19 protein-coding genes and 2 pseudogenes are annotated in these 23,031 nt (G+C 71.9%); 10 read left to right on the top strand and 11 right to left on the bottom strand.

Features of this window, described 5'->3' with window-relative positions; translation table 11 throughout:
• Both ACFYX0_RS33345 and ACFYX0_RS33350 read left to right on the top strand, forming a co-directional pair.
• A pseudogene (locus ACFYX0_RS33345) lies at positions 1-422 on the top strand (IS701 family transposase); the annotation flags it as partial.
• A gap of 337 nt (positions 423-759) precedes the next feature.
• A complete protein-coding gene (locus ACFYX0_RS33350; protein WP_388975964.1) occupies positions 760-1,422 on the top strand; it encodes a hypothetical protein in 663 nt (220 codons plus the stop codon).
• Between the two features lie 104 nt (positions 1,423-1,526).
• Here the strand turns inward: ACFYX0_RS33350 and ACFYX0_RS33355 are convergent, their stop codons facing one another.
• Positions 1,527-3,704, bottom strand: coding sequence for an FdhF/YdeP family oxidoreductase (locus ACFYX0_RS33355; protein WP_388976050.1), 2,178 nt, complete (start codon positions 3,702-3,704; stop codon positions 1,527-1,529).
• Positions 3,705-4,020: 316 nt separating this feature from the next.
• Between ACFYX0_RS33355 and ACFYX0_RS33360 the strand changes: the two genes are divergently transcribed.
• Together ACFYX0_RS33360 and ACFYX0_RS33365 are read left to right on the top strand one after the other, a co-directional pair.
• Positions 4,021-4,482 (top strand): GreA/GreB family elongation factor, encoded by a 462-nt coding sequence (locus tag ACFYX0_RS33360; RefSeq protein ID WP_388975967.1) that lies wholly within the window; start codon positions 4,021-4,023, stop codon positions 4,480-4,482.
• A 54-nt stretch (positions 4,483-4,536) separates the two neighbouring features.
• The gene (locus ACFYX0_RS33365; protein WP_388975970.1) at positions 4,537-6,363 is read left to right on the top strand and encodes an FUSC family protein; all 1,827 of its coding nucleotides are present in this window, start codon (positions 4,537-4,539) and stop codon (positions 6,361-6,363) included.
• A 27-nt stretch (positions 6,364-6,390) separates the two neighbouring features.
• Here the strand turns inward: ACFYX0_RS33365 and ACFYX0_RS33370 are convergent, their stop codons facing one another.
• A complete protein-coding gene (locus ACFYX0_RS33370) occupies positions 6,391-6,975 on the bottom strand; it encodes a hypothetical protein (protein ID WP_355910315.1) in 585 nt (194 codons plus the stop codon).
• A gap of 285 nt (positions 6,976-7,260) precedes the next feature.
• Between ACFYX0_RS33370 and ACFYX0_RS33375 the strand changes: the two genes are divergently transcribed.
• Positions 7,261-8,487 carry a trypsin-like serine peptidase gene (locus ACFYX0_RS33375; protein WP_388975973.1) on the top strand — a complete coding sequence of 409 codons (1,227 nt, stop codon included), beginning with the start codon at positions 7,261-7,263 and terminating at the stop codon, positions 8,485-8,487.
• A gap of 64 nt (positions 8,488-8,551) precedes the next feature.
• Here ACFYX0_RS33375 and hflX read toward each other — a convergent pair whose 3' ends face one another.
• The 6 genes from hflX to miaA form a co-directional block, all read right to left on the bottom strand.
• Entirely contained in the window at positions 8,552-10,042 is a 1,491-nt protein-coding gene (gene hflX / locus ACFYX0_RS33380; protein ID WP_388975974.1) for a GTPase HflX, read from the bottom strand.
• A gap of 195 nt (positions 10,043-10,237) precedes the next feature.
• Positions 10,238-11,710 carry a M1 family metallopeptidase gene (locus tag ACFYX0_RS33385; RefSeq protein ID WP_388975976.1) on the bottom strand — a complete coding sequence of 491 codons (1,473 nt, stop codon included), beginning with the start codon at positions 11,708-11,710 and terminating at the stop codon, positions 10,238-10,240.
• 125 nt (positions 11,711-11,835) lie between these two features.
• Entirely contained in the window at positions 11,836-14,067 is a 2,232-nt protein-coding gene (locus ACFYX0_RS33390; protein ID WP_388975979.1) for a RelA/SpoT family protein, read from the bottom strand.
• Positions 14,068-14,493: 426 nt separating this feature from the next.
• Positions 14,494-15,363: a diaminopimelate epimerase gene (gene dapF / locus ACFYX0_RS33395; RefSeq protein WP_388975982.1), complete on the bottom strand. Its 870-nt coding sequence runs from the start codon at positions 15,361-15,363 to the stop codon at positions 14,494-14,496.
• Positions 15,364-15,538: 175 nt separating this feature from the next.
• Entirely contained in the window at positions 15,539-16,027 is a 489-nt protein-coding gene (locus ACFYX0_RS33400) for a hypothetical protein (RefSeq protein ID WP_388976053.1), read from the bottom strand.
• A 108-nt stretch (positions 16,028-16,135) separates the two neighbouring features.
• Positions 16,136-17,074 (bottom strand): tRNA (adenosine(37)-N6)-dimethylallyltransferase MiaA, encoded by a 939-nt coding sequence (gene miaA, locus ACFYX0_RS33405; protein ID WP_355910299.1) that lies wholly within the window; start codon positions 17,072-17,074, stop codon positions 16,136-16,138.
• Between the two features lie 181 nt (positions 17,075-17,255).
• Between miaA and ACFYX0_RS33410 the strand changes: the two genes are divergently transcribed.
• Entirely contained in the window at positions 17,256-17,516 is a 261-nt protein-coding gene (locus ACFYX0_RS33410) for a hypothetical protein (protein WP_388975985.1), read from the top strand.
• Positions 17,517-17,541: 25 nt separating this feature from the next.
• The gene (locus tag ACFYX0_RS33415) at positions 17,542-17,790 is read left to right on the top strand and encodes an antitoxin (RefSeq protein ID WP_311691756.1); all 249 of its coding nucleotides are present in this window, start codon (positions 17,542-17,544) and stop codon (positions 17,788-17,790) included.
• A gap of 120 nt (positions 17,791-17,910) precedes the next feature.
• Here the strand turns inward: ACFYX0_RS33415 and ACFYX0_RS33420 are convergent, their stop codons facing one another.
• Together ACFYX0_RS33420 and miaB are read right to left on the bottom strand one after the other, a co-directional pair.
• Positions 17,911-18,630, bottom strand: coding sequence for a class III extradiol dioxygenase subunit B-like domain-containing protein (locus tag ACFYX0_RS33420; RefSeq protein ID WP_388975988.1), 720 nt, complete (start codon positions 18,628-18,630; stop codon positions 17,911-17,913).
• Positions 18,631-18,747: 117 nt separating this feature from the next.
• Positions 18,748-20,277: a tRNA (N6-isopentenyl adenosine(37)-C2)-methylthiotransferase MiaB gene (miaB, locus tag ACFYX0_RS33425; RefSeq protein WP_388975991.1), complete on the bottom strand. Its 1,530-nt coding sequence runs from the start codon at positions 20,275-20,277 to the stop codon at positions 18,748-18,750.
• A gap of 147 nt (positions 20,278-20,424) precedes the next feature.
• On the opposite strand from miaB, the gene ACFYX0_RS33430 reads away from it, so the two are divergent.
• The 3 genes and pseudogenes from ACFYX0_RS33430 to ACFYX0_RS33440 all read left to right on the top strand — a co-directional run bounded on the left by ACFYX0_RS33430 (position 20,425) and on the right by ACFYX0_RS33440 (position 22,719).
• Positions 20,425-21,054 (top strand): protein-L-isoaspartate O-methyltransferase, encoded by a 630-nt coding sequence (locus ACFYX0_RS33430; protein WP_388975994.1) that lies wholly within the window; start codon positions 20,425-20,427, stop codon positions 21,052-21,054.
• Positions 21,055-21,149: 95 nt separating this feature from the next.
• Positions 21,150-22,403 (top strand): annotated as a pseudogene (locus tag ACFYX0_RS33435) (ATP-binding protein); the annotation flags it as partial.
• Positions 22,404-22,488: 85 nt separating this feature from the next.
• Entirely contained in the window at positions 22,489-22,719 is a 231-nt protein-coding gene (locus ACFYX0_RS33440; RefSeq protein ID WP_311691742.1) for a hypothetical protein, read from the top strand.
• A gap of 28 nt (positions 22,720-22,747) precedes the next feature.
• On the opposite strand, the gene tatA is transcribed toward ACFYX0_RS33440, so the two are convergent.
• Complete coding sequence (gene tatA, locus ACFYX0_RS33445) at positions 22,748-23,005, bottom strand: Sec-independent protein translocase subunit TatA (protein ID WP_355910284.1); 258 nt, start codon at positions 23,003-23,005, stop codon at positions 22,748-22,750.
• Positions 23,006-23,031 lie beyond the last annotated feature (26 nt).

Genomic DNA, 23,031 nt, shown 5'->3' on the forward strand with positions numbered 1-23,031 from the left:
TGCCCGTCGTCGAGGAACGCGACGGCGACGAGCCCACCCGCAGGCGGTGGATGCTGGCCCGCCGCAGCATCACCGACCCCGAGGACATCGCCTACCTCCTGGCCAGCGCTCCGCTGGACGCCACCCTCGCCGACCTGGCCCGGATCGCCGGATGCCGCTGGAAGATCGAAGAATGCTTCCAGTCCGCGAAGAACGAGTGCGGCCTCGACGAGTACGAGGTCCGCCGTTACACCGGCTGGTACCGGCACATCACCCTCGCCATGCTCGCCCACGCGTTCCTCGCCGCCATCGCCGCCCAGGAACGCGAAAGGGGGGCCCCGGCGACGACACGCCCGATCTCGTGGACCTCACACCGGCCGAGATCCGCCGTCTCCTGGCAGCTGAACCCCCGCACCCCCGCGCACGCCACAACCACACGCTGACCTGGTCACGGTGGAGACGACGCCACCAGGCACGCGCCCGCCAGAGCCACTACGAACGGCGCGGCTACCTCTTCGCCGGGGCACGGTGGGGAAGTCCGTCCCGCCCACCTGGCGCCCCGCCACACTCCACGCCACCAGGCCGCTGACCAGCCCAGATACCGAACTACGGCTGGAGTACTAGCCCGCATGGGCCACCGAACGCGCGTGTCCCGGCCTCGGGCGGCATGGTGTTGATTGCGGGCTTCGGTCGGCTGCTCCCGCGCTCCCCGCGCCCCACAGGGTGCGGCCGTGCACGAGCACCCGACGGGACGGCAAGCCCCTACGGCTGGGAGGACGCATGCGGGAGACACTGCTGAGCAGGATCGAGGACGAGCTGTTGCGCCTGCGTCACGACGTGTCGCGCACCGCGAAGGACCGTTCGACACCGGTCGCCTTCGGCCTCGACGGCGCGCTGGTCAGCGGTTTCGTCACCGGCACCCTCACCCCGCAGCAGGAGGCGGAACTGGCTCGGCAGGTGGCTGGCCTGTTGCCCTACCACTGGTCGCAGTCCAACACGTCCGCGGAGGCGATGTCGCAGGTCTCCGAGCATCTCGGTGGTCAGCGCGAGCTGGCGGTCTGGCTGGACCGCTTCCCCGGTCCGCCCCGGCTGGCGGCTCGGTTGTATGTGTTCATGGGGCTCCTCGACCGGCTCAGCGAGAACTCGGCCGTGGTCGACGCGTTGCGTGAGTTCCGTCAGCGGACGCCCTACCCGGCGGGCCTCAGGGGCTACCTGGTACCGGAGACCGACGACGAGACCATCGCCGGCATCGCCTTCAGGATCGAGGAACTCCTCAGCGACGGGGAGAAGGAGAAGGCCGTCGAGCTCGCGCTCGCCATGGCGGAGTGCCTGCGGCAGGTCGCGCCGCGCGCCAAGGAGCTCGCCCCCGATCTGGACGACCTGGGCGAGCTGATGGACCACAGCCACAAGGACCTTCAGGAAGCAGCCGCCGAACAGGGGTGAGGCGTTCGACCGCCTCGGCTTCTTTCTCCAGCTCGGCTGGGAGTGGCCGCAGGCGGACCAAGGACGATGCTGACGCTGCCGGGTGCCGCCGCCCTCGCCGCCCCTCAGGTGGCGGGGGCGATGGTGACCTTGACGTGCTTCATGAGTGGCTGGTCGCTCTGGGCGCTGTAGTCGCAGATCGCGAGCAGCACGTTCATCTCCGGCATGTAGCCCGCCGCGCAGCCACGCGGGATGTCGTACGGAATGGCGAGGAAGCCGTTGAGGTGACGGTGGCTGCCGTCCTTGGCGGTGCTGGTGATGTCGACCGGATCGAACTCCGCGATGCCGCGCTCCCGCATGTCGTCCTTGTTCATGAAGACGAGCGTGCGCAGGTTCTTGATGCCGCGGTAGCGGTCGTTGTCGGAGTAGATGGTGGTGTTCCACTGGTCGTGGGAGCGCATGGTGCCCAGCGCCAGGGTGCCGGGGGCGGGGACCACGTCGGGCAGGGGTGCGCTGGAGAACTCGGCGCGTCCCGACGGGGTCAGGAAGACCAGTTCGCGCGCGGGCTGCTTGATCCGGAAGCCCAGCGGCAGCCGCACCCGGCGGTTGAAGTCCTCGAACCCGTCCAGGACCTGGGCCATGGTGTCGCGGATACGGTCGTAGTCCTCGATGTACCACTCCCAGGGCGTACGGCTGTCCGGCAGGGCGGCGCGGGCCATCCCGGCGATGATGGCGGGCTCGGACAGCAGGTGCCGCGAGGCGGGCCGCTTCATGCCGAGGGACAGATGGACCATGCTCATCGAGTCCTCGACCGAGGTGCTCTGGATGCCGTGGCGCTGGTGGTCCTTCTCGGTGCGGCCCAGGCACGGCAGGATGAGCGCGCGCCGGCCGTGGACGAGATGGCTGCGGTTGAGTTTGGTGCTCACCTGGACCGTGAGGTCGCACTTGCGCAACGCCTCGTAGGTGTACGGGGTGTCGGGCGCGGCGAGGGCGAAGTTGCCGCCCATGCCGACGAAGACCTTCACGTCGCCGCGGTGCATCGCCTCGATGGTGCCGACGGTGTCCAGGCCGTGCGCATGCGGTGGGTCGATCTTGCAGATCCCCGCGAGGCGCTCCAGGAAGTCCTCGGTGGGCCGGTGGTCGATGCCGCAGGTCCGGTTGCCCTGAACGTTGCTGTGCCCGCGCACGGGGGACGGTCCGGCCCCCTCGCGGCCCAGATTGCCGCGCAGCAGCAGGAGGTTGATGATCTCCCGGACGGTGTCGACCCCGTGTTCGTGCTGGCTGATGCCCAGGCACCAGCTGACGATGGTCCGGTCGGCGTCCCGGTACACCCGCGCCGCCTTGAGGATCTCGTCGCGGTCGACGCCGGACTGGCGCTCGATCTCGTCCCAGGAGGTGTCCTCGCACAGCGCCCGGTACTCGTCGAAGCCCGAGGTGTGGCGGTCGACGAACTCCTGGTCCAGTGCCTTGGGGTCGGTCTTGGCCTGCTCCAGGACCGCCTTGGCGACGCCGCGCATGAGGGCCATGTCACCGCCGATCCGCGGTTGCAGGTTCAGGGTGCTGGTCCGCGTCGTCTTGAAGAGGGCCATGTCCGTGAAGTCGTGCGGCACGATGGTGCGCGTGGCGGCCGCCTCGACCAGCGGGTTGATGTGCACGATCTGGGCGCCACGGTGGTACGCCTCGGCCAGGGCCGTGAGCATCCTGGGCGCGTTGGAGGCGGCGTTGACGCCCATGATGAACAGGGCGTCGGTGGTCTCCCAGTCCTTGAGGTCGACGGTCCCCTTGCCGGTGCCCAGCGACGCGTCCAGCGCGCGACCGCTGGCCTCGTGGCACATGTTGGAGCAGTCCGGCAGATTGTTCGTGCCGAGTTCGCGGGCCATCAACTGGTAGAGGAAGGTGGCCTCGTTGCCGAGGCGCCCGGAGGTGTAGAACGACGCCTGATGGGGGCTGTCCAGCTCGCGCAGGGTGCGGCCCACCAGCTCGAACGCGTCGTGCCAGTTGATCGGGAGGTAGTGGTCCGACTCCGGGTCGTAGACCATCGGTTCGGTCAGCCGGCCCTGGTCCTCCAGGGCGTAGTCGCTCCAGCCGTACAGCTCCGTGACCGAATGGGCGGCGAAGAAGTCGCGGCCGACCCGCTTGGGGGTCATCTCCCAGGTGACGTGCTTGATGCCGTTCTCGCAGATGTCCAGGTGCAGGCCCTTGGTGTCGTCAGGCCAGGCGCAGCCGGGGCAGTCGAAGCCGTCGTTCTCGTGGTTCATGCGCATGATCGCCCGTGGTCCGTCCACGAGGGCACGTTCGCGCATCAGCACCCGGGTCACGCTCTTGGCCGCCCCCCAGCCCGCGGCGGGATGGTGGTAGGGGTGGAAGAACGGTTCACCCTCGGGTTCGGGCCCCACTCGGGGCTCGAGTCCGTCCTGGTGGTCGTCCGAGGCGTTCAAGGATCTCACCCCTTCACCCGTCCGGGCATGGGCCGGGTACCGGCACTTCTTCTCAGGCTAGGCCGGGGGGGTCGGACGGCGCCACGCGACGGAATCGACACGACACCGATCCTTAAATGTGACTGATATGATGCACAATATCCTGTTTGGGACCCTCCCTCTGCACCCCCGAGGAGCAGGCATGCCCAACGAACCAGCACCGATCAGCGCCGCCGCCCGTCACGCCCTGGAACAAGAGCTCGCCGACCTGCGCGCCGAACGCACGATGGTCGCCGCGACGCTTCGGGACTCCGACGCGGCGGTGGGCGATCGCGCCGACGAGGCCGACGAGTTGCAGCGAGCCGGTGATATGCAGCGTCTGGACGCCCGGATCTCGATGATCAGCACACGGCTCCGAGAGGCGGAGACGGCGGGCCCGCCGCCCACCGACCTGGTCGGTGTGGGCAGCACGGTCACCGTGCGATTCCCCGACGGCTCGGTGGAGACCCTCCAGATAGGCGAGACGGCCGAGGAGTTGGACCCGACGCTGGTCACGGCCGACAGCCCGCTCGGGCGCGCGCTCCTCGGCCACCACGCGGGCGACACGGTGAGCTACGACGCACCCGGGGGGCAGGCGACCGCATTGGTGGTGTCCCTGGGCTAGTGCCGCGACCGGCGGCGGGCGCGGTGTGGCCCGTACAGGGGGTATACACCCGACATGCGGATTGTGCGCCGCTTCCCCCTTTCCGAGCCTCGGCAAGGCCCGCGGCGTTGGCTCGCCGACGCACCCCACGCGCTCTCGCCGCGCGGTGCGCTGACGCTGCACGCGGTCGACGGAGCGTTTCTGTTCGCCCTGCGGGCCGCCCTGGCCATGGGGCTCCTCGCGGTGCCGCTCGCCCAGGCAGGGCGGCCCGACCTCGCCGTCTACGCCATGCTGGGCTCCTTCACCACCACCTTCGGCCGCAATCTGCCCTACGCGCGGCGGGCCCGCGTCCTGGCCGTGGTGGCCGTGACCATGACCGTGCTGGTGGGCTGCGGCTCGGCCCTCGCCGCGTGGGCGCGGCCGTCGGCCGGCGGTGCCGGCACCGCGGCGGTGGTCACGGCGACGGCCCTGGTCGCGGGAGCGGCGAAGTTCGTCTGTGACGCCAAACGGCTGAGCGGGCTGGGTGCGGTGCTGCTGCTGTTCTCGTTCGCGGTGGCGGCCAACAACTCGACCCGGAGTGCCGACGTGCTCCCGTACACCGCGCTCGCCGCGGTGGGAGCGGCCCTGGCCTGGCTGCTGGGCGTGTCGGGCCGGCTGGTGCACCCGGACCGGCCGCAGCGCCTGGCGGTGGCCACCGCACTGCGCAGGCTCTCCGAGCTCCTGGAGGCGTCCGCCGCCGGGGAGGCGCCCCGGCAGCGGCGGCACCGGGCGACCGTCGCCGTCCTCCACGCGTACCGGTCCCTCGGAGTCGCGCCGCCCTCGGGCGCCGGGAGGGCGGAACCCACCCGCGACGCGGCCTTCGTCCGGCTGACCGATCTGTCCTGGACCCTGTTGATCGGCTCGGCGGCCCACTCCCCCGCCGACCCGGCCGCCACCGCGGACCTCCTGCGCCGGCAGGCTCGCCTGCTCACCGACCGACGGCTCCGGGATCCCCTCATGCTCGGTGAGCTGCGCCCCGAGGCATCAGAGGAATCAAGGGCATCAGGAGACTCGGACGCCCTCGGGGCGACAGGAGAGGGCCGGGACGCTGCGGGGGTCCCTCGTCCGGCCGCGCCGGTCGCGTCGCAGAGCGGTGCGGCCGCGCGCCGCGCCACCGAACTGCTGATGGGACGACGCAGGGGCACCGGCCGCCTCGCCGTCCTGGCCGTTCCCGCCGTACGGATGGCGCTGGGCACCGGGGCGGCGGGAGGGATCGCGGCCCTGTTGGGCCTGGAGCGCGGCTACTGGGCGGCGATCTCGGCGGCCGCCGTTCTGCACTCGGTCAACCTCCGCACCACGACCCAGCGAGCCGTGCAGCGGACCCTGGGCACGGTCATCGGGCTGCTGCTCGCGTTCGGAGCCCTCGCCGCACACCTGCAACCCGCGGCACTCGCGGTGCTGATCGTGGTCCTGGAGTTCCTGCTGGAGTACGTCGTGGCCCGCAACTACGGCCTCGGCGTCGTCTTCCTCACGCCGTTGGCACTGCTGCTCAGCGATCTGGCGGCTCCCGCCCCGGCCGGACAGCTGGTCCTCGACCGGGTGCTGGGCAGCATCGTGGGCATCTCCGTGGCACTGCTGTGTGCGCTGCTGCTGGTCCACGACCAGGCCGCGATCCGGGTGGAACGGGCGCTGGCCGCGTGCCAGGAGGCCGCCGAGCGGGCCGAACGGGCACTGGACCACGTCACCGGCGCGCCGCCCGCGTTCGTCCAGGTGCATCTGGCCATGGCGGTCGTGGAACTGTGCGAGGCCGACGACGCCGCGGCCGGTGAGCTGTGGCCGGCCGGGATCGACCCGGCACTGCTTGTGGCCACCGAACAGCGCGCCTACCGTCTGCTCGCCCGGCTGCACCGCCATCGGCCCTGAGAGCTCCGGACGCGACGGGTGCCGGGCTCACGTCGACAGCTGGGCCAGGAATTCCTGTGGGGTGACGGCGGAGCCGTCCTCGGTCTTCACGACGGGGATCACCTCGTCGTCGTACCAGACGACCGGCGTTCCCACCACGCCGAAGGAGGGGAAGCCGCCGACCACCTCTCCGGCCCAGGTCAGATAGGTGTCGTCCGTGACCTTGTGGTCGAAGTCGGGACACCTCAGTCCGTCGACCTCGCTCGCCACCGACAGCAGCACGGACGGGTCGGAGAAACGGTCGTCGCCGGGCGGGAACGGCTGCGCCGCCAACAACGCGGCCAAGTACTCGATGAATTGCCGTTGTCCCGCGTCGCTCGCCGCGCCGAGGGCGCTCAGACCGCGCCGGGAACCGCTGCCGCCGACCGTGTCGTCCATGGTCGCCGCGAAATGGAACTTCACGACGAACCTGTTGTCGTCCGCGGCTTGGCGGATGGTGCCGAGGAGGCTCTCCGCCATGCGGTGACTGCCCCGGTCGCGCAGTTCGAGAAACACCTGGAGGGCGTGACCGTTGTCCAGGTTCCCGTAGTACACCGTGGCACCGTCGGCACCCGTCGTGTTCGCCGGAGTCATACCACGAGGCTGCCACACCCGGACAAATGACACGACTGGACCGCAGGGTGCTTCGCTCCGTACGCGCTCGGCTCCACAGCCGCGGTTCATGGTCCACGGCCACGGACCTGGGGTTCATGGTCCACGGCCACGGATCCGGCGGTCGGCAACGCCAGGACGGCGGCTGCGGGAACCGCCAAGGCAGCTTGTAGCGGAACCGTTGCCGTTCCATGGAATGCCGCCCACAGCCGGCCCATAGTGTGGGAGGCCGTTCAACGCTGGCTCATGTCAGGGGGAGTTCAGACCATGCGACGCATACGCCCGCCCTTCACCGTGCGCAGGGAAGGGAGCGTGCACGCCAGAACGTCCCGAGGGCTGACGGCAGTCGGCCTCGCCGCGGCGCTGGCGCTGACCGCTACCGCGTGCGACTCCGGTGACGGTGCCCGGGCGAGCGGCGAGGCGAGCGCGTCCGCGTCCTCCGCCGACGACGGAAAGATCAAGATCCCGGACGACATCAAGCGGAAGCTCAAGGAACACGGGATCGACGTCGACAAGTGGAAGAACGGCGCCTGGAAGAACTGGAAGAAGGACGACTGGCTGCGCGAGGCCGACGACTTCATCAACCCCGTCATCAAGGGCCTGTGGAATCCGGACCGGATGCGCAAGGCCAATGACCCCGACAAGGTCGTGGGCGCCGACGATCTCGCGGGCGACCAGGGCGTCAGCGACCCGACGCCCGCGCCGGTCCCCGCGCAGGCCGTGCCGGCCGCTTACCACGAGCACGCGCCCACGGCGGGCAAGGTGTTCTTCGACTCCCCCAAGGGCACGATGGTCTGCTCGGCGACCGTGGTGAAGGACCCGGCGCACCCCGGCAAGTCCAATCTCGTGTGGACGGCCGGGCACTGTGTGCACGCCGGCAAGCAGGGCGGCTGGTACCGCAACATCGCGTTCGTGCCGGCGTACAACAACTCCGGGCTGACGGCGACGCAGCTGGCGAGCGCCACACGGCAGCAGGTCGCCCCGTACGGCGTCTGGTGGGGTGACTGGGCGCAGACCTCGCAGCAGTGGATCGCGCAGGGCGGCGAGACCGGCGGCCAGGGCGCTTCGTACGACTTCGCCGTCATCCATGTGACGCCGGAAGCGGGCAGCGGCGGGAAGTCGCTGGAGGAGACCGTCGGTTCGGCGCTGCCGGTGAACTTCAACGCGCCGGCCGTGCCGAAGGTCGACAGCATCACGGCGAGCGGCTACCCGGCAGCGGCGCCGTACGACGGCCAGGCGCTGTACCAGTGCCAGGACAAGCCGGGCCGGCTCTCGCTGCTGCGGACGGACCCGACGATGTACCGCATCGGCTGCACCATGACGGGCGGCGCGTCCGGCGGCGGCTGGGTGGAGCGGGACGCGAGCGGCAAGCCCGCGCTGGTCTCCAACACCTCGATCGGCCCGGTGTCCTCGGGCTGGCTGGCCGGACCGCGGCTGGGCCAGGTGGCCAAGGGCGTCTACGACTCGGTGAGCGAGAAGTTCGCCGGCCGGTGACGGAACACCGGTAGACACGCGAAGGCCCGCTCCCTCTCGGGGAGCGGGCCTTACCGCTTGTGGGTCAGAGCGCGGGAGCCGGGACGTACGGTGCCAGGTCCGCCGCCAGTTCCTCGTGCACCCGCACCTTGAGCAGCGTGCCCTCCGGGGTGTGCTCCTCGGAGATCACCTCGCCCTCGGAGTGGGCCCGCGCGACCAGTCGGCCCTCGGTGTAGGGCACGACGGCCTCGACCTCGACCGCCGGCCTGGGCAGCTCGTTGTCGATGAGCCCGCGCAGTTCCTCGATGCCCCGGCCGGTGCGCGCCGAGACCGCGATGGCACGCTTCTCGACCCGCAGCAGCCGCTGGAGCACCAGCGGGTCGGCCGCGTCCGCCTTGTTGATCACGACGATCTCGGGCACGTCCGTGGCGCCGACCTCGCGGATCACCTCGCGCACGGTGGCCAGCTGCTCCTCCGGGTCCGGGTGGGAGCCGTCCACCACGTGCAGGATGAGATCGGAGTCGCCGACCTCCTCCATGGTGGAGCGGAACGCCTCGACCAGGTCGTGCGGCAGATGCCGGACGAAGCCGACCGTGTCGGCCAGGGTGTACAGCCGCCCGCTCGGGGTCTCCGCCCGGCGCACGGTCGGGTCGAGGGTCGCGAACAGTGCGTTCTCGACCAGGACGCCCGCGCCCGTGAGGCGGTTGAGCAGGGAGGACTTACCGGCGTTGGTGTAGCCCGCGATGGCGACCGAGGGCACCTTGTGGCGCCTGCGCTCCGCGCGCTTGATCTCGCGGCCGGTCTTCATCTCCGCGATCTCCCGGCGCATCTTCGCCATCTTCTCGCGGATCCGCCGCCGGTCCGTCTCGATCTTGGTCTCACCGGGACCACGGGTCGCCAGGCCGCCGCTGCCGCCGCCCATCTGCCGGGACAGCGACTGACCCCAGCCGCGCAGCCTCGGCAGCATGTACTGCATCTGGGCAAGGGCGACCTGCGCCTTGCCCTCTCGGGACTTGGCGTGCTGCGCGAAGATGTCCAGGATCAGGGCCGTGCGGTCGATGACCTTGACCTTGACGACGTCCTCGAGGTGGATCAGCTGGCCGGGGCTCAGCTCACCGTCACAGATGACGGTGTCCGCGCCCGTCTCCAGGACGACGTCCCGCAGCTCCTCGGCCTTGCCGGAGCCGATGTAGGTGGCGGCGTCGGGCTTGTCCCGGCGCTGGATGACACCGTCCAGCACGAGCGCGCCGGCGGTCTCCGCGAGAGCCGCCAGCTCGGCCAGCGAGTTCTCCGCGTCCTGCGCGGTCCCCGAGGTCCACACCCCGACGAGCACGACGCGCTCCAGGCGCAGCTGTCGGTACTCGACCTCGGTGACGTCCTCGAGCTCGGTGGACAGGCCCACGACCCGGCGCAGGGCCGCACGCTCGGAGCGGTCGAACTGGTCGCCGTCCCGCTCTCCGTCGATCTCGTGGCTCCAGGCGACGTCCTCTTCCATCAGGGCATCGGCCCGAAGACCCTCGGGGTAGGTGTGCGCGAAGCGCTTGGTGTCCTGGGAAGGGGAAGAAGAGGAGGTCATTGGGTCCTTACGTCGTTGGGGATTCCGTTTGCGGCGTCGGTGGGAGCCGTCTCGGCCACACCACTCGCACAGGTCACAACGCTCGGGCTGCCCGGGAGATTCCCGTCGCCCGGGCCCGGGGCCGCGCCGCCGACCCATCGATGGTCGCACGGCACGGCCTGTCCCGTCATCCGAGTTGTCGTCTCGTTCCGGGGCTCATACGGGGTTTGTCTTCCAGTCCGGGTGGCCCGGCATCGGCGGGGTCTTCCTGCCGTACAGCCAGCCCTGGAAGAAGGCGCTCAGATCGCGTCCCGCCACGTGGGAGGCCAGCTGCTCGAAGTCGGCCGTGGTCGAGGTGCCGTCCCGGTGCAGGGCGGCCCAGGACCGCTCCAAGCGCTCGAACGCGGGGCGCCCGATCTCCTGGCGGAGCGCGTAGAGCACGAGCGCGGCGCCGTCGTAGACGCTCGGCCGGAAGATGGCGATCTTCTGGCCCTTCCGGGGCGGCTGGGGGGCCGCGGGCGCGCCTCCGGTGGCGCGCCAGCGGTCGGAGAAGGCGTAGGCCGCCTTCATACGGGCCTCCATCGGCCGGTGCGCGGTCTCCTCCGCGTACTGGGCCTCGTACCAGGTGGCGTGTCCCTCGTTGAGCCACAGGTCGGACCAGGTGCGCGGGCTGATGCTGTCACCGAACCACTGATGGGACAGCTCGTGCACCATGATCGACTCGACGTACCACTGGGGGTAGGCGGAGTTGCCGAAGACGTCCTTCTCGAAGAGGGAGAGCGTCTGGGTCTCGAGTTCGAAGCCGGTGCGTGCCCGGGCGATCAGCAGCCCGTAGGCCTCGAAGGGGTACGGGCCGACCTTCCGCTCCATCCAGGCGATCTGGGCGGGGGTCTTCGCCAGCCAGGGTTCGAGTTGCGCCGCGTCCTGGGCGGGGACGACGTCGCGCAGGGGCAGCCCGTGCGGTCCGCTGCGCCGGAGCACGGTGGTGTGGCCGATGGAGACCTGGGCGAGTTCGGTGGCCATGGGGTGCTGGGTGCGGTAGCTCCAGGTCGTGGCGTTGCCGCTGGTCCGGGTCCCCACCGGGAGGCCGTTGGCCACCGCCCGGTAGCCGTTCGGCGCGGTCACGTGGAAGGTGAACAGTGCCTTGTCGGAGGGGTGGTCGTTGCAGGGGAAGACCAGATGGGCGGCGTCGGCCTGGTTGGCCATCACGAGCCCGTCGTCGGTCTGCACCCAGCCGCCCTCGCGGCCCTTCTCGGGCACCGGGTTGCTGGTGTGCCGCACGGTGATGATCATCGCGCCGCCCTTGGGGAGGGGGGCGGTCGGTGTGATCACCAGGTCCTCTCCCGCGGTGGTGAAGTGCGCGGGCGCTCCGTTGACGTCGACGGACGCCACCGTGCCGTGCGCGAAGTCCAGATTGACGCTCTCCAGGCGCTCGGTGGCGCGCGCACGGATCTTGGTGACGGCGGCGAGGGGCTTGCTGTTGCTGCCGGGATAGGTGAAGGAGAGGTCGTACGACAGGACGTCGTAGCCGGGGTTGCCGAGCGTCGGGAAGAGCCGGTCGCCGATGCCGAGGGGCACGGCGGGGTTGGGGGCGCCCGCCGCGATCAGACAGCCGGAGACGACACAGGCGAGCAGGGCCGCCCGGGCACGGCGGGCACGCGGGATGGCGGAACGGGGGGTGTGCGGCATGGACCACGGCTACCAGCGCGCGTGCACCGCGCGGTGACGACGCGCGCCGGGCCCACCCGAACGGATTCAGTTCCCGGCCTCCAACGCCCCGGCGGCCACGCGGCCCGAGGATGACCGCACGGCGGTCAGCGGGTGGCCGCCGCGGCGTTGTGGGCCCGGCTGACGTCGTACACGCCCGGCACGTTCCGCATCGCGCGCATGAGGGCCGGCAGGTGGGCCGCGTCCGGGAGTTGCAACGTGTAGGTGTGGCGCACCCGCTGCTGGCTGGGCGGTTCGACGGTGGCCGAGACGATGGCCACGCCCTCCAGGGCGATGGCCTCGGTGAGATCCGCGAGGAGGTGCGGGCGCCCGAACGACTCGGCGACGAGCGTGACCCGGAAGTCGGTGGTGTCGCCCCAGCGCACGCCGATCTCCGGGCGCCCGGTGCTCTTCATGCGCGCCGCTCCGGCGCACTCGACGCGGTGCACGGTCACCGCGCCTCCGCGTACGGCGAAGCCGGTGACCTCGTCGGGCGGCACGGGCGTACAGCAGCCGGCGAGACGTACCGAGGCGCCGGGCAGGTCGACGACCGCGTTGGCGGCGCGTGCGCCGTGCGCCGCCGCCGTGGGACGCGTGGAAGGCGCGGGCGGGCGTGAGGACAGCGCGGTGGGGCGGGCGGCGGTGTCGGGCGCGGTGGTGTGCGCGCCGGCGCCGTCCGCAGCCGGCTCGGAGCCGTGATGCGCGGCGCCCGCTGCGGACGCGCCGGCGGACGGGTCCCCCGGCGCGTCCGCAGCGGGCGCCGCCAGCCGGCGCTGGATGGCGATCCGCGCGGCGGGCGTGTGGGCGTGCTCCAGCCACTCTCTGGAGGGCTCGGAGGCCGGGTCCTGGCCCATGAGGAGCTGCACGGTGTCGCCGTCCTGCAGAACGGTGCCCAGCGTCGCGAGCCGTCCGTTGACACGGGCACCGATACAGGCGTGCGCGTCCTCCCCGTACTGCGCGTAGGCGGCGTCCACACAACTCGCGCCCTCGGGGAGCCCCAGTGCGCCCCCGTCCGGGCGGAAGACGGTGATCTCCCGGTCCTGGGCGAGGTCCTCGCGCAGGGTGGACCAGAAGGTGTCGGTGTCCGGGGCGGCCTCCTGCCAGGTCAGCAGGCGCGAGAGCCAGCCGGGGCGGGTGGGGTCGACGCGCTCGCCGTCGGACGGGTCGTCGGGGGCGGGGGCGTAGGGGTTGCCGAGGGCGATCACGCCCGCCTCCGCCACCTTGTGCATCTGGTGGGTGCGGATGAGGACCTCGGCGATCTCGCCGTCCTCGCGCGCGACCGCGGTGTGCAGCGACTGGTACAGGTTGAACTTGGGGACGGCGATGAAGTCCTTGAACTCCGAGACGACCGGCGTCATACAGGTGTGCAGTTCGCCGAGGACCCCGTAGCAGTCGGCGTCCTCGTTCACCAGGACCAGGAGCCGGCCGAAGTCCGCGCCGCGCAGCCGGCCGCGCTTGCGGGAGATGCGGTGCACGGAGACGAAGTGCCGTGGTCTGATGAGGACTTCGGCCTGGATGTCCGCCTCGCGCAGTACCGTACGCACCTGCTCGGCCATGTCGGCGAGCGGGTCGTCCCCGTGCGCCGCGTTCTCGACGATCAGCTCCCGGGTGTGCTCGTACTCCTCGGGATGCAGGATCGCGAAGACGAGGTCTTCCAGCTCGGTCTTGAGCGCCTGGACGCCGAGGCGTTCGGCGAGCGGGATCAGCACGTCCCGGGTGACCTTGGCGATACGCGCCTGCTTCTCCGGGCGCATCACGCCGAGGGTGCGCATGTTGTGCAGTCGGTCGGCGAGTTTGATCGACATCACGCGGACGTCGCTGCCGGTCGCGACGAGCATCTTGCGGAAGGTCTCGGGCTCGGCGGCGGCGCCGTAGTCGACCTTCTCCAGCTTGGTGACTCCGTCGACGAGGTAGCGCACCTCCTCGCCGAACTGCTCGCGCACCTGGTCGAGCGTCACGTCCGTGTCCTCGACCGTGTCGTGGAGCAGGGACGCGGTCAAGGTGGTGGTCTCGGCCCCGAGTTCGGCGAGAATCAGGGTCACGGCGAGGGGGTGCGTGATGTACGGCTCGCCGCTCTTGCGCATCTGCCCGCGGTGCGAGGATTCGGCCAACAGATAGGCGCGGCGCAGTGGTTCGAAGTCGGCGTCGGGGTGGTGGGCGCGGTGCGCCTCGGCGACATGGCCGATCGCGTCGGGCAGCCGGTCGCGGGTGGCGGGGCCGAGCAGGGCGGCGCGCCCCAGGCGGCGCAGGTCGATCCGGGCGCGGCTCTTCCTGCGGTGCGGCCCCGGCGTGGCAGGGGCAGGGGCGGGGGTGGCAGGGTTCGTGGCCTCCGCACTCATGGGGCACCTCCGGCTCGTGGACCGGCGGACGGAGTGCCCCCTGGCATACGCGGCGCAGGGGATGGCGACGGTCCCCCGTCCGGGCCGGTGCTTGATGCTATCGAGCCCACCACGCCCGCCCGACCGGCTCTCGCCGAGCGTGAACCGGATCACCCATTCGAGCGACGATTCAGGGGTTTACGGCATTCAGCCATGGGCCGAGGCACCGACCGTCGATTCGAGCAGACCCGGCCGCCCCGGGCTGCGGATCGGAGCGCCCTGAGGAGGCCGGGCTGCGATCCGGAGCCGCACGGAGGAGAGGCCGGGGACGTTTTCCGGCCACCCTCCTGTGCCGAGCATCACGTTCATGTGCGACCCCGTGCTTCCGCGCGCCGCCCGTTCGCCCCCAAGGAGCCGCTGGTCGGGGCGGCTTGACAGGGTGTCGGGTCAGCGCGCCGCGGTCCGCAGCCAGTCGGTGTCGATCTCGCCCTCGGCGACGATCACCGCGGGGCCGGTCATCTCAATCTCGCCGTCCGGGTGCTCGGTGATCACCAGGGTGCCGCCGGGAACATCCACGGTGTACGTCACCGGGGTGCCCGTGACGGCCGGGTCGGCGCCGTCGCGGCGGGCCGTGGCGACGGCCACGGCGCACGCGCCCGTGCCGCACGAGCGGGTCTCGCCGGAGCCCCGTTCGTGGACGCGCATCGCCACGTGCCGGGGCGCGCGGTCGACCACGAACTCGACGTTCACCCCGTCCGGGTAGGCGGCCGCCGGGCTGAACGGGGGCGGGGTGTACAGGTCGCCCGCGTGCGCGAGGTCGTCGACGAAGGCCACCGCGTGCGGGTTGCCCATGTTCACGTTGCGGGCAGGCCAGCTGTGCTCGCCGACGCTCACCGTGACCCCGTCCTCGGGGAGGAGCGCCCGGCCCATACCGACGGTGACGTCGCCGTTCTTGGCGATGTGCACGGTCTTGACGCCCCCGCGCGTGGCGACCGCGAGGTCCCCCTCGGCCACATGCCCGGCGCGCTGGAGGTAGCGCGCGAACACGCGCACGCCGTTGCCGCACATCTCCGCGATCGAGCCGTCCGCGTTGCGGTAGTCCATGAACCACTCCGCCCGGTCGGCCATCCCCCGCGCCTCGGGGTGCGCGGAGGAGCGCACGACGTGCAGCAGACCGTCGCCGCCGATGCCCGCGCGGCGGTCGCACAGGGCGGCGACGGCGGATGCGGGCAGGTCGATGACGTTCTCGGCGTCGGGGACGATCACGAAGTCGTTCTCCGTGCCGTGCCCCTTGAGGAAGGCGATCCGCGTGCTCATTCCTCGATCGTACGGGGTCGCCACGACACCCGGGACGAGCGGTCCGGGGGACGGATGGCCTGGTGGGGGCGTGAGCCGAGGCGGCGACGGGATCGTCACAGAGGTACGGCGACGGGATCGCGGCAGGGACACGGCCGGTCGGGAAAGGCGGTCGGCCCGGTGGGGCCCGGGCGGCTCAGCGCAGTCGGGCCACGCGCCACACAGCGAGTACGACCACCGCGGCGACCAGGACGACGTAGGCGAGGACGACCCGCCAGTCCGGGCGCCGTCCGGAGCCGCGCTGCGGCAGGCCGGGCCACGTGTAACCGACCCGGCGCGCGGCCATCATGCCCCAGCCGGCCGCGCAGGAGAAGATCAGCAGACCGAGCATGGCGACCACGGCGCCGCCGTCACCGAACTCGAAGGCCAGCGGGAAGGCGAACATCAGGGAGCCCATCGCCGCCAGTCCCACGATGGGGGCGAGCTGCCAGATCCGCAGCCGCCGCTGCGGGCGCAGCTCGACCTCGACCTCGGGCCCGGTGGACAGCTCCTCCGGGCTCGGCCCGTCGTCGGTCACACCGCCCGAAAGGTGATCGTCGGGACCATCGGAACTGAGCCTTTGGTCCCCGGCCTCCGCGGTCTCGTGCTCCGCGCTCCCTGCGGTGTCGCGAGGGCCGGCCTCCATCGCCACGCGCCCTCCCAACTCGGACTCCACTTGGTCGATCGAAGCTCGATGATGGCATGCCGCCGGAGGCCCGGATGACGGCCGGGGCGTCCCGATGCCATCACGTGATCAGGCTGTAACCGGTCGTTCGACCAACGCCAGCGCGCGGTGCGGGAGTTCCCGCAGGTCCGCAACGGCGCCGCTGAGCCAGTGCACCCGCGGGTCGCGGCGGAACCAGGAGTCCTGACGGCGCGCGAAGCGCTTGGTAGCGCGTACGGTCTCCGCGCGCGCCTCCTCCAGCGTGCACTCCCCCGTGAGCGCCGTGAGCACCTGCTGGTATCCCAGAGCTCGCGACGCCGTGCGCCCCTCCCGCAGCCCCTGTGCCTCCAGTGCGCGCACCTCGTCCACGAGTCCCGCCTCCCACATCCGGTCGACCCGTCGCGCGATGCGCTCGTCGAGCTCGGGGCGCGCCACGTCCACGCCGATCTGGACCGTGTCGTAGACCGAGTCATGGCCGGGGAGGTTGGCGGTGAAGGGCTTGCCGGTGATCTCGATGACCTCCAGGGCCCGGACGATACGGCGGCCGTTGCTGGGCAGGATCGCCTGCGCGGCCCCCGGGTCGGCGGCGGCCAGGCGTGCGTGCAGCGCTCCGGAGCCGCGCACGGCGAGCTCGTCCTCGAGCCGGGCGCGCACCTCCGGGTCGGTCCCCGGGAACTCCAGATGGTCGACCGCGCCCCGCACATACAGGCCGGAGCCTCCCACCAGGATCGGCCAGCGGCCCTCGGCAAGCAGCGCGTCGATCCGGGCGCGGGCGAGGCGCTGGTACTCCGCCACGGACGCGGTCACCGTCACGTCCCAGATGTCCAGCAGATGGTGCGGGATGCCGCCGCGCTCCTCGGGGGTCAGTTTGGCGGTGCCGATGTCCATCCCCCGGTAGAGCTGCATGGAGTCGGCGTTGACGACCTCGCCGCCGAGGTGCTGGGCAAGAAATACGCCCAGATCGGACTTTCCGGCCGCGGTCGGTCCGACGACGGCGATGACCCGCGGTGCGGGGGCTGCGCTACTCACCGCAACAGTCTCGCAAACCTCCGGACCCCTCCTCGAACGAGCGACGTTACGCGCCGTATGCGGGGTCGTTGCCTGATGCGAGGTTCCGGTCACCGGTTCGAGGGCGGGAGGGCCGGGCGATGCAAACGGGCGCACCGAGTGACGCGGTATTTCGCCCGCACGAGTAACGTATGGAGTAGGTATGGGCGTTTTTGCACGGCTTTTCCGGTGGTCGAGGACGACGGAGGAGGCACAGTCCGTGGCGGCGGAGGCCGCGCGGACGACGGCCGGGACCGAGGCGGAGGCGACGGACTCAGGCAAGGGGACGGCCGGAACCGAGACCGGGCCGGAGGCGGCGACGCAGGAGACAGCTCCGACCGCCGAGGGCGGCGTAGGGATCCCCCGGCAGCAGTCCGCCGCGGAGGCCGCGGAGAACGAGGCCGAGGAGGGCGCCCGCACATAACCGCGCTTCGCAGGGAAGGTGGACCATGGGTCTCGTGGACAACCTGATGGCCAAGGTCTCGAACTTCGCGCAACAGCACGAAGGAAAGGTCGATCGTGGCCTGGAGAAGGCCGCGAAGATGATCGACGACAAGACCAAGGGCAAGTACAGCGGCAAGATCGACACGGGCACGGGCAAGGCGAAGCACGCGATGGAACGCATCGCGCACCGGGACACCGGCCCCGCGGCCAGTGGGCAGACGCCGCCCGGCGGATCGCCGCCTCCGGCGTCCTGACACGGCACGACACATCGGCGGAGGGCCGCGAGGCGGGGGCCTCCCGGCCGTCCGCCGTGTCCGTGGTCACGGGGTGCCGGGGTCACGGACACGGTGGCCCGAGCCGGGCCGCCGGAGGTGCTACGACCAGGTCGCCACGAGATACCCCACCCCGTAGGGCGCGTCGTCGTACAGAAGCGCGCCGGTGAGGTCCGCGCCCTCCGCCGCGCCCGCCAGGATCTGCCAGGGCGCCCGGCCCCAGGCCTGCAGCTCGTGAGCCAGACCGACGTCCAGCGCCCGCAGGGCCGTCAGGTCCGCGGTGTCGAGCGCACGCGCCACGGTGGCGTCGAAGCCGGCCGCGCGCTCGTCCAGATAGCCTGGCGCCTTCAGCGTGCGGCAGGCGCTCGCATCGCCCATGACCAGCAGTGCCACCCGCGCGTCCTGCGCGGCGAGCGCCGCCCCCGTCTCGGCGCACCGCTCGGGGGCCAGGAGTTCCGGCACACCGACCCCCTCCACGGGCGCATCCGCCCAGTTCAGGCGTTCCAGCAGCCAGGCGGCGACGGCGAGCGAGAGCGGAAGCTCCTGCTCCGGCGCAAGCGGCCTCGGCCACGCGCCGCCGAGTCGTACGTCGACGTCCACCCCGAACCCGCGGAACGACCCCCGCGTGCCCTGCGGATGCGGCCCGCAGCCGCTCTCCGGTGCGGGGCCGACGACCACCAGCCGGTCGGGGCGCGCGGCGGCGAGCACGCTCAGGGCGTCCGCGCACGCGGTGCGGGCACCGTCGAGTTCGGGCGCGGCACCCGCGGCGACCTCGGGCACGAGCAGGGGCGGACAAGGACAGACGGCGGCGGCGACGAGCATGATCCGCAGCGTAACCCCGCCGGACGGCGCCATGGCACTTCACGGACGCGGTCGGGGCACCCGTCGCCGGTCGGCGTCCGGCCGCCCCGCCCGCACCCGCCCCGGTGACGTCTGTCGTCAGTCGCAGCCGCAGGCCCCGGCCGTGGCGACCGGCAGGGGCTCCGGGCGCCCGATCTTCGGCAGCCCCAGCATGACGCCGGCCGGCTTGGCGGCCTCCGCCGCGTTCCGCTTCTCCCACGCGTCGCCCGCGCGCGTGCGGCGCACGCTCAGCACGGGGCCCTCGGCGAGCAGGTGGTGCGGGGCGGCGTACGTGATCTCGACCGTCACCACGTCGCCCGGACGGACCTCCTCGTCCGGCTTGGTGAAGTGGACCAGACGGTTGTCGGCGGCGCGGCCGGACAGGCGGTGGGTGGCGCCGTCCTTGCGGCCCTCGCCCTCGGCGACCATCAGCTCCAGGGTGCGGCCGACCTGCTTCCTGTTCTCCTCCCAGGAGATCTCCTCCTGAAGGGCGACGAGACGCTCGTAGCGCGCCTGGACGACCTCCTTGGGGATCTGGTTCTCCATGGTGGCCGCCGGGGTCCCGGGCCGCTTGGAGTACTGGAACGTGAACGCCTGCGCGAACCGCGCCTCGCGCACCACCTGCATCGTCTGCTCGAAGTCCTCCTCGGTCTCGCCCGGGAAGCCCACGATGATGTCGGTGGTGATCGCGGCGTGCGGGATGGCGGCCCGCACCTTCTCGATGATCCCCAGGTAGCGGTCCTGGCGGTACGAGCGGCGCATCGCCTTCAGGACCGTGTCCGACCCCGACTGCAGCGGCATGTGCAGCTGCGGCATGACGTTCGGCGTCTCGGCCATGGCCGCGATGACGTCGTCGGTGAAGTCGCGCGGGTGCGGGGAGGTGAAACGGACCCGCTCCAGGCCCTCGACGGCGCCGCAGGCGCGCAGCAGCTTGCTGAACGCCTCCCGGTCGCCGATGTCCGAGCCGTAGGCGTTGACGTTCTGTCCCAGCAGCGTGATCTCGGAGACGCCCTCGGCGACCAGGGCCTCGACCTCGGCGAGGATGTCGCCGGGCCGGCGGTCCTTCTCCTTGCCGCGCAGGGCGGGGACGATGCAGAAGGTGCAGGTGTTGTTGCAGCCCACGGAGATCGACACCCAGGCCGCGTAGGCGCTCTCGCGCCGCGTCGGCAGGGTGGAGGGGAACGCCTCCAGCGACTCCGCGATCTCGACCTGCGCCTCCTCCTGGACCCGGGCGCGCTCCAGCAGGACGGGCAGCTTGCCGATGTTGTGCGTACCGAAGACGACGTCCACCCAGGGCGCCTTCTTCACGATGGTGTCGCGGTCCTTCTGCGCGAGACAGCCGCCGACGGCGATCTGCATGCCGGGCCGGTCGGCCTTCCTGGGCGCGAGGCGGCCGAGGTTGCCGTAGAGACGGTTGTCGGCGTTCTCGCGCACGGCGCAGGTGTTGAAGACGACGACGTCCGCGTCACCGTCCGACCCTTCGGGGGCGCGCACGTACCCGGCGTCTTCGAGCAGCCCGGCCAATCGCTCTGAATCGTGGACGTTCATCTGGCACCCGTAGGTGCGGATCTCATAGCTCTTGGGTGCGGGAACGTCCACTGCGAGGCTCCGGTCGCTGCTGCTGGTCATTCCTCAAGGGTAGGCGTTTCCTGGAAGTCCCTGCCCCGGTGCTGCCCGGAGCGGGCGCCTCGTCGAAACCCGCAGCCCGGCGGCTGCCCGGCCCGTTGGTGTGGTGACCCGACCGTGACCTCGGTACCCAGGGATCCCGGAGATCTCGTGCGAGCCCTCAGAGCGGCCGGGATCAGGGACCTGCGACTGCTCGAAGCCGTGCGAACGACGCCCCGGGCGGGGTTCGTCCCCGCCGGGGAGACGGCCGCCGCCTACCGGGACGTGCCCGTCGCCATCGGGCAGGGACAGGTCACCACCCAGCCGTCGCTGTCCGCCCTGATGATCGAGGGTCTCGCTCTGGACGGGAGCGAGCACGTCCTCGAGATCGGTACCGGCCTCGGCTTCCAGACGGCGCTGCTCGCGCGGCTGGCCGCCGACGTGGTCAGCATCGAGGTACGGCCGGACCTGGCCCGGCAGGCGCGCGCACATCTCGCGCGGCAGGGCGTACGGAACGTGGACCTGCGGGTCGGCGACGGCACGTGTGGCGTGCCGGACCGGGCTCCCTACGACGCGGTCCTGGTGTCGGCGGCGTTCACCGAGGTGCCCGCGCCGCTGGTCGAGCAGGTGCGGCAGGGCGGCCGCCTGGTGCAGCCGATCGGGCCGGGCGGGCACGAGCAGGTGGTGTGCTTCGAGCGCACGGAACGGGAGTTGCGGCAGTTGCGGGTGCTGACCGCCGCCTGCTTCGTCCGGCTCCAGGGGCGGCACGGCTTCCCGCCGGACGACGCGCGATTGCCTTGAGCCCGCCCTGCGGGTCCCGACGGCCGCGGCGGGTAATGACCGGGGGACCCGCAGAGGGGCGCGGGCCCCCGGTGCCCGATTCCGGCGGCTAGCAGCTCACGCAGGCGGCCACGCTCGCCGTCCAGCAGTACGCCCGGGAGGGGCCCGGCGTCCAGGCCGGTCAGTGCCGGTATCTGGCGGCGCCCGCCTGCGCCCAGCTCGTGCCCGAGAGGGCCGCCGACGATCCGCGGGACGGCTTTCTGCTGCCCGTGACCCCGGCGGTGCGCCAGGCCGCGGCCGGCGTCGGGCGCCGTACTACAGCGTCGCCTCGGTGGCGGGCCATCCGGTGCGGGTGCTGACCACTCCGGCCCGCAAGGGGCTGGCCATGCAGGCGGCGCTGCGGTCCGACGGGGTGATGCGGGCCGAGCGTCAGGCCGCCGGTCTCCTGGCCGTGATCGGCGGGGCGGGCGTGCCGGTCGCGGCGCTGCTGGGCTACTGGGTGTCCCGTTCGGGGCTCGCTCCCGTGAGCCGGCTGACCTCGACCGCGGAGCGGATCACGGCCACCCGCGACCCCGGGCTGCGCATCGAGGTGCCGGGCGGGCCCCGAGGCCGCGAGGACGAGCTGACCCGACTCGCCGTCACCATCAACACCATGCTCGACGCCTTGGAGGAGTCCGTCACCGCGCAGCGCCGGCTGGTCGCCGACGCCTCGCACCAACTGCGCACGCCCCTGACGGCGCTGCGCGCCAACGCGGAGATCCTGCTGCGGACGGACGAGCTGACCCCGCGCCAGCGCGAGCGTGCCACGGCCGCCCTCACCCGGCAGCTGCGGGAGGTGACCACGCTCGTCAACGACCTGATCGGACCTGGCCCGCGACGAGGAACCGCACCAGGCGCTCGAACTGGTGCAGCCGACGGCGCTCCTGGAGCACACCGTGGCCGCGGCCCGCGACCACTGGCCCCAGGTCGCCTTCGCCCTCGACATCGCTCCGGCGGCCGCGGCCGCCATGACGGCCGCCGTGCCGAGCCGGCTGACGAGGCTCTTCTCCAACCTCCTGGACAACGCGGCGAAGTTCTCGCCGGCCGCCGGACGGGTGGAGGTGGCCGCGCACACCGCACCGGCCCACGGCGGGCTGGAGATCACCGTCCGCGACCACGGTCCCGGTATCGATGCCGCGGACCTGCCCCATGTCTTCGGCCGCTTCTACCGGTCCCGGACCGCTCGTGCGCTGCCCGGCTCCGGCCTGGTCCTGGCCATGGCCCGGCAGATCGCCCAGACCCACAGGGCGGAGCTCACCGCTCATCAGGCACCGGGGGGCGGGGCGCTGTTCCGGCTGACTCTCCCCGTCGATCCGCGCTTCACCGACTGAGGTGGCACAGCCCGCTTCGGGCATCACGCACCGAGGTGGTAGAGCTCACAACACTTTCGCGATTGCGCAACTTTACAGTACAGACATGGATCTTCATGTCGCGACGAAGTGGGAGACGGCGGTCCTCGCGGGAGGGCCGGCCGACGGCCTGCGCATGCGGGTCGCGGGCCGGCCCTCGGTGGTGCAGGTGACCTGTCCGTGCCAGGTGGAGGACCCGGCGGACGGCGTCCAGGTGGCAGCGCTGTATGTGTACCGGCGCCGGCTCGGCGCCCGGGACGAGCCCCTGATGTACGGCTACGACAGCGCCAGCCCCTGACCCGGCCGGGCCGACGGGCGGCCCCGCCTCAGGAGGCGGTGGCCGGCGGTTCGGCCGCCGCGACCTCGGCGGCGGTCCGGACCGCGGTCGGGGCCACCGGGGCGGACTCGGAGCCGGAGGCGGAGGGCGCGTTCTCGTCCTTCATCGCCTTGGCCTCGCTCTTGAGGATGCGCATCGACTTGCCGAGCGCACGGGCGGTGTCCGGCAGTTTCTTCGAGCCGAACACCATGATGACGACGATCGCCACGATCAGCAGATGCCAGGGTTCCAGTCCGTTGCGGAGCATCGGCCTGCCCGCCTTCCTCGCCTCGG

This window comes from Streptomyces sp. NPDC002573 (genome assembly GCF_042889625.1).
Lineage (GTDB): Bacteria > Actinomycetota > Actinomycetes > Streptomycetales > Streptomycetaceae > Streptomyces > Streptomyces gibsoniae.

What these genes read in the sequence shown, in the direction of transcription:
- ACFYX0_RS33390 (WP_388975979.1), bottom strand. Translation starts at nt 14,067, where the DNA reads ATGAGTGCGGAGGCCACGAACCCTGCCACCCCCGCCCCTGCCCCTGCC.
- ACFYX0_RS33385 (WP_388975976.1), bottom strand. Translation starts at nt 11,710, where the DNA reads ATGCCGCACACCCCCCGTTCCGCCATCCCGCGTGCCCGCCGTGCCCGG.
- ACFYX0_RS33355 (WP_388976050.1), bottom strand. Translation starts at nt 3,704, where the DNA reads ATGCGCGAACGTGCCCTCGTGGACGGACCACGGGCGATCATGCGCATG.
- ACFYX0_RS33370 (WP_355910315.1), bottom strand. Translation starts at nt 6,975, where the DNA reads ATGACTCCGGCGAACACGACGGGTGCCGACGGTGCCACGGTGTACTAC.
- hflX (WP_388975974.1), bottom strand. Translation starts at nt 10,042, where the DNA reads ATGACCTCCTCTTCTTCCCCTTCCCAGGACACCAAGCGCTTCGCGCAC.
- ACFYX0_RS33415 (WP_311691756.1), top strand. Translation starts at nt 17,542, where the DNA reads ATGGGTCTCGTGGACAACCTGATGGCCAAGGTCTCGAACTTCGCGCAA.
- ACFYX0_RS33440 (WP_311691742.1), top strand. Translation starts at nt 22,489, where the DNA reads ATGGATCTTCATGTCGCGACGAAGTGGGAGACGGCGGTCCTCGCGGGA.
- ACFYX0_RS33420 (WP_388975988.1), bottom strand. Translation starts at nt 18,630, where the DNA reads ATGCTCGTCGCCGCCGCCGTCTGTCCTTGTCCGCCCCTGCTCGTGCCC.
- tatA (WP_355910284.1), bottom strand. Translation starts at nt 23,005, where the DNA reads ATGCTCCGCAACGGACTGGAACCCTGGCATCTGCTGATCGTGGCGATC.
- ACFYX0_RS33365 (WP_388975970.1), top strand. Translation starts at nt 4,537, where the DNA reads ATGCGGATTGTGCGCCGCTTCCCCCTTTCCGAGCCTCGGCAAGGCCCG.
- ACFYX0_RS33350 (WP_388975964.1), top strand. Translation starts at nt 760, where the DNA reads ATGCGGGAGACACTGCTGAGCAGGATCGAGGACGAGCTGTTGCGCCTG.
- ACFYX0_RS33360 (WP_388975967.1), top strand. Translation starts at nt 4,021, where the DNA reads ATGCCCAACGAACCAGCACCGATCAGCGCCGCCGCCCGTCACGCCCTG.
- ACFYX0_RS33410 (WP_388975985.1), top strand. Translation starts at nt 17,256, where the DNA reads ATGGGCGTTTTTGCACGGCTTTTCCGGTGGTCGAGGACGACGGAGGAG.
- ACFYX0_RS33375 (WP_388975973.1), top strand. Translation starts at nt 7,261, where the DNA reads ATGCGACGCATACGCCCGCCCTTCACCGTGCGCAGGGAAGGGAGCGTG.
- dapF (WP_388975982.1), bottom strand. Translation starts at nt 15,363, where the DNA reads ATGAGCACGCGGATCGCCTTCCTCAAGGGGCACGGCACGGAGAACGAC.
- miaB (WP_388975991.1), bottom strand. Translation starts at nt 20,277, where the DNA reads ATGACCAGCAGCAGCGACCGGAGCCTCGCAGTGGACGTTCCCGCACCC.
- ACFYX0_RS33400 (WP_388976053.1), bottom strand. Translation starts at nt 16,027, where the DNA reads ATGGAGGCCGGCCCTCGCGACACCGCAGGGAGCGCGGAGCACGAGACC.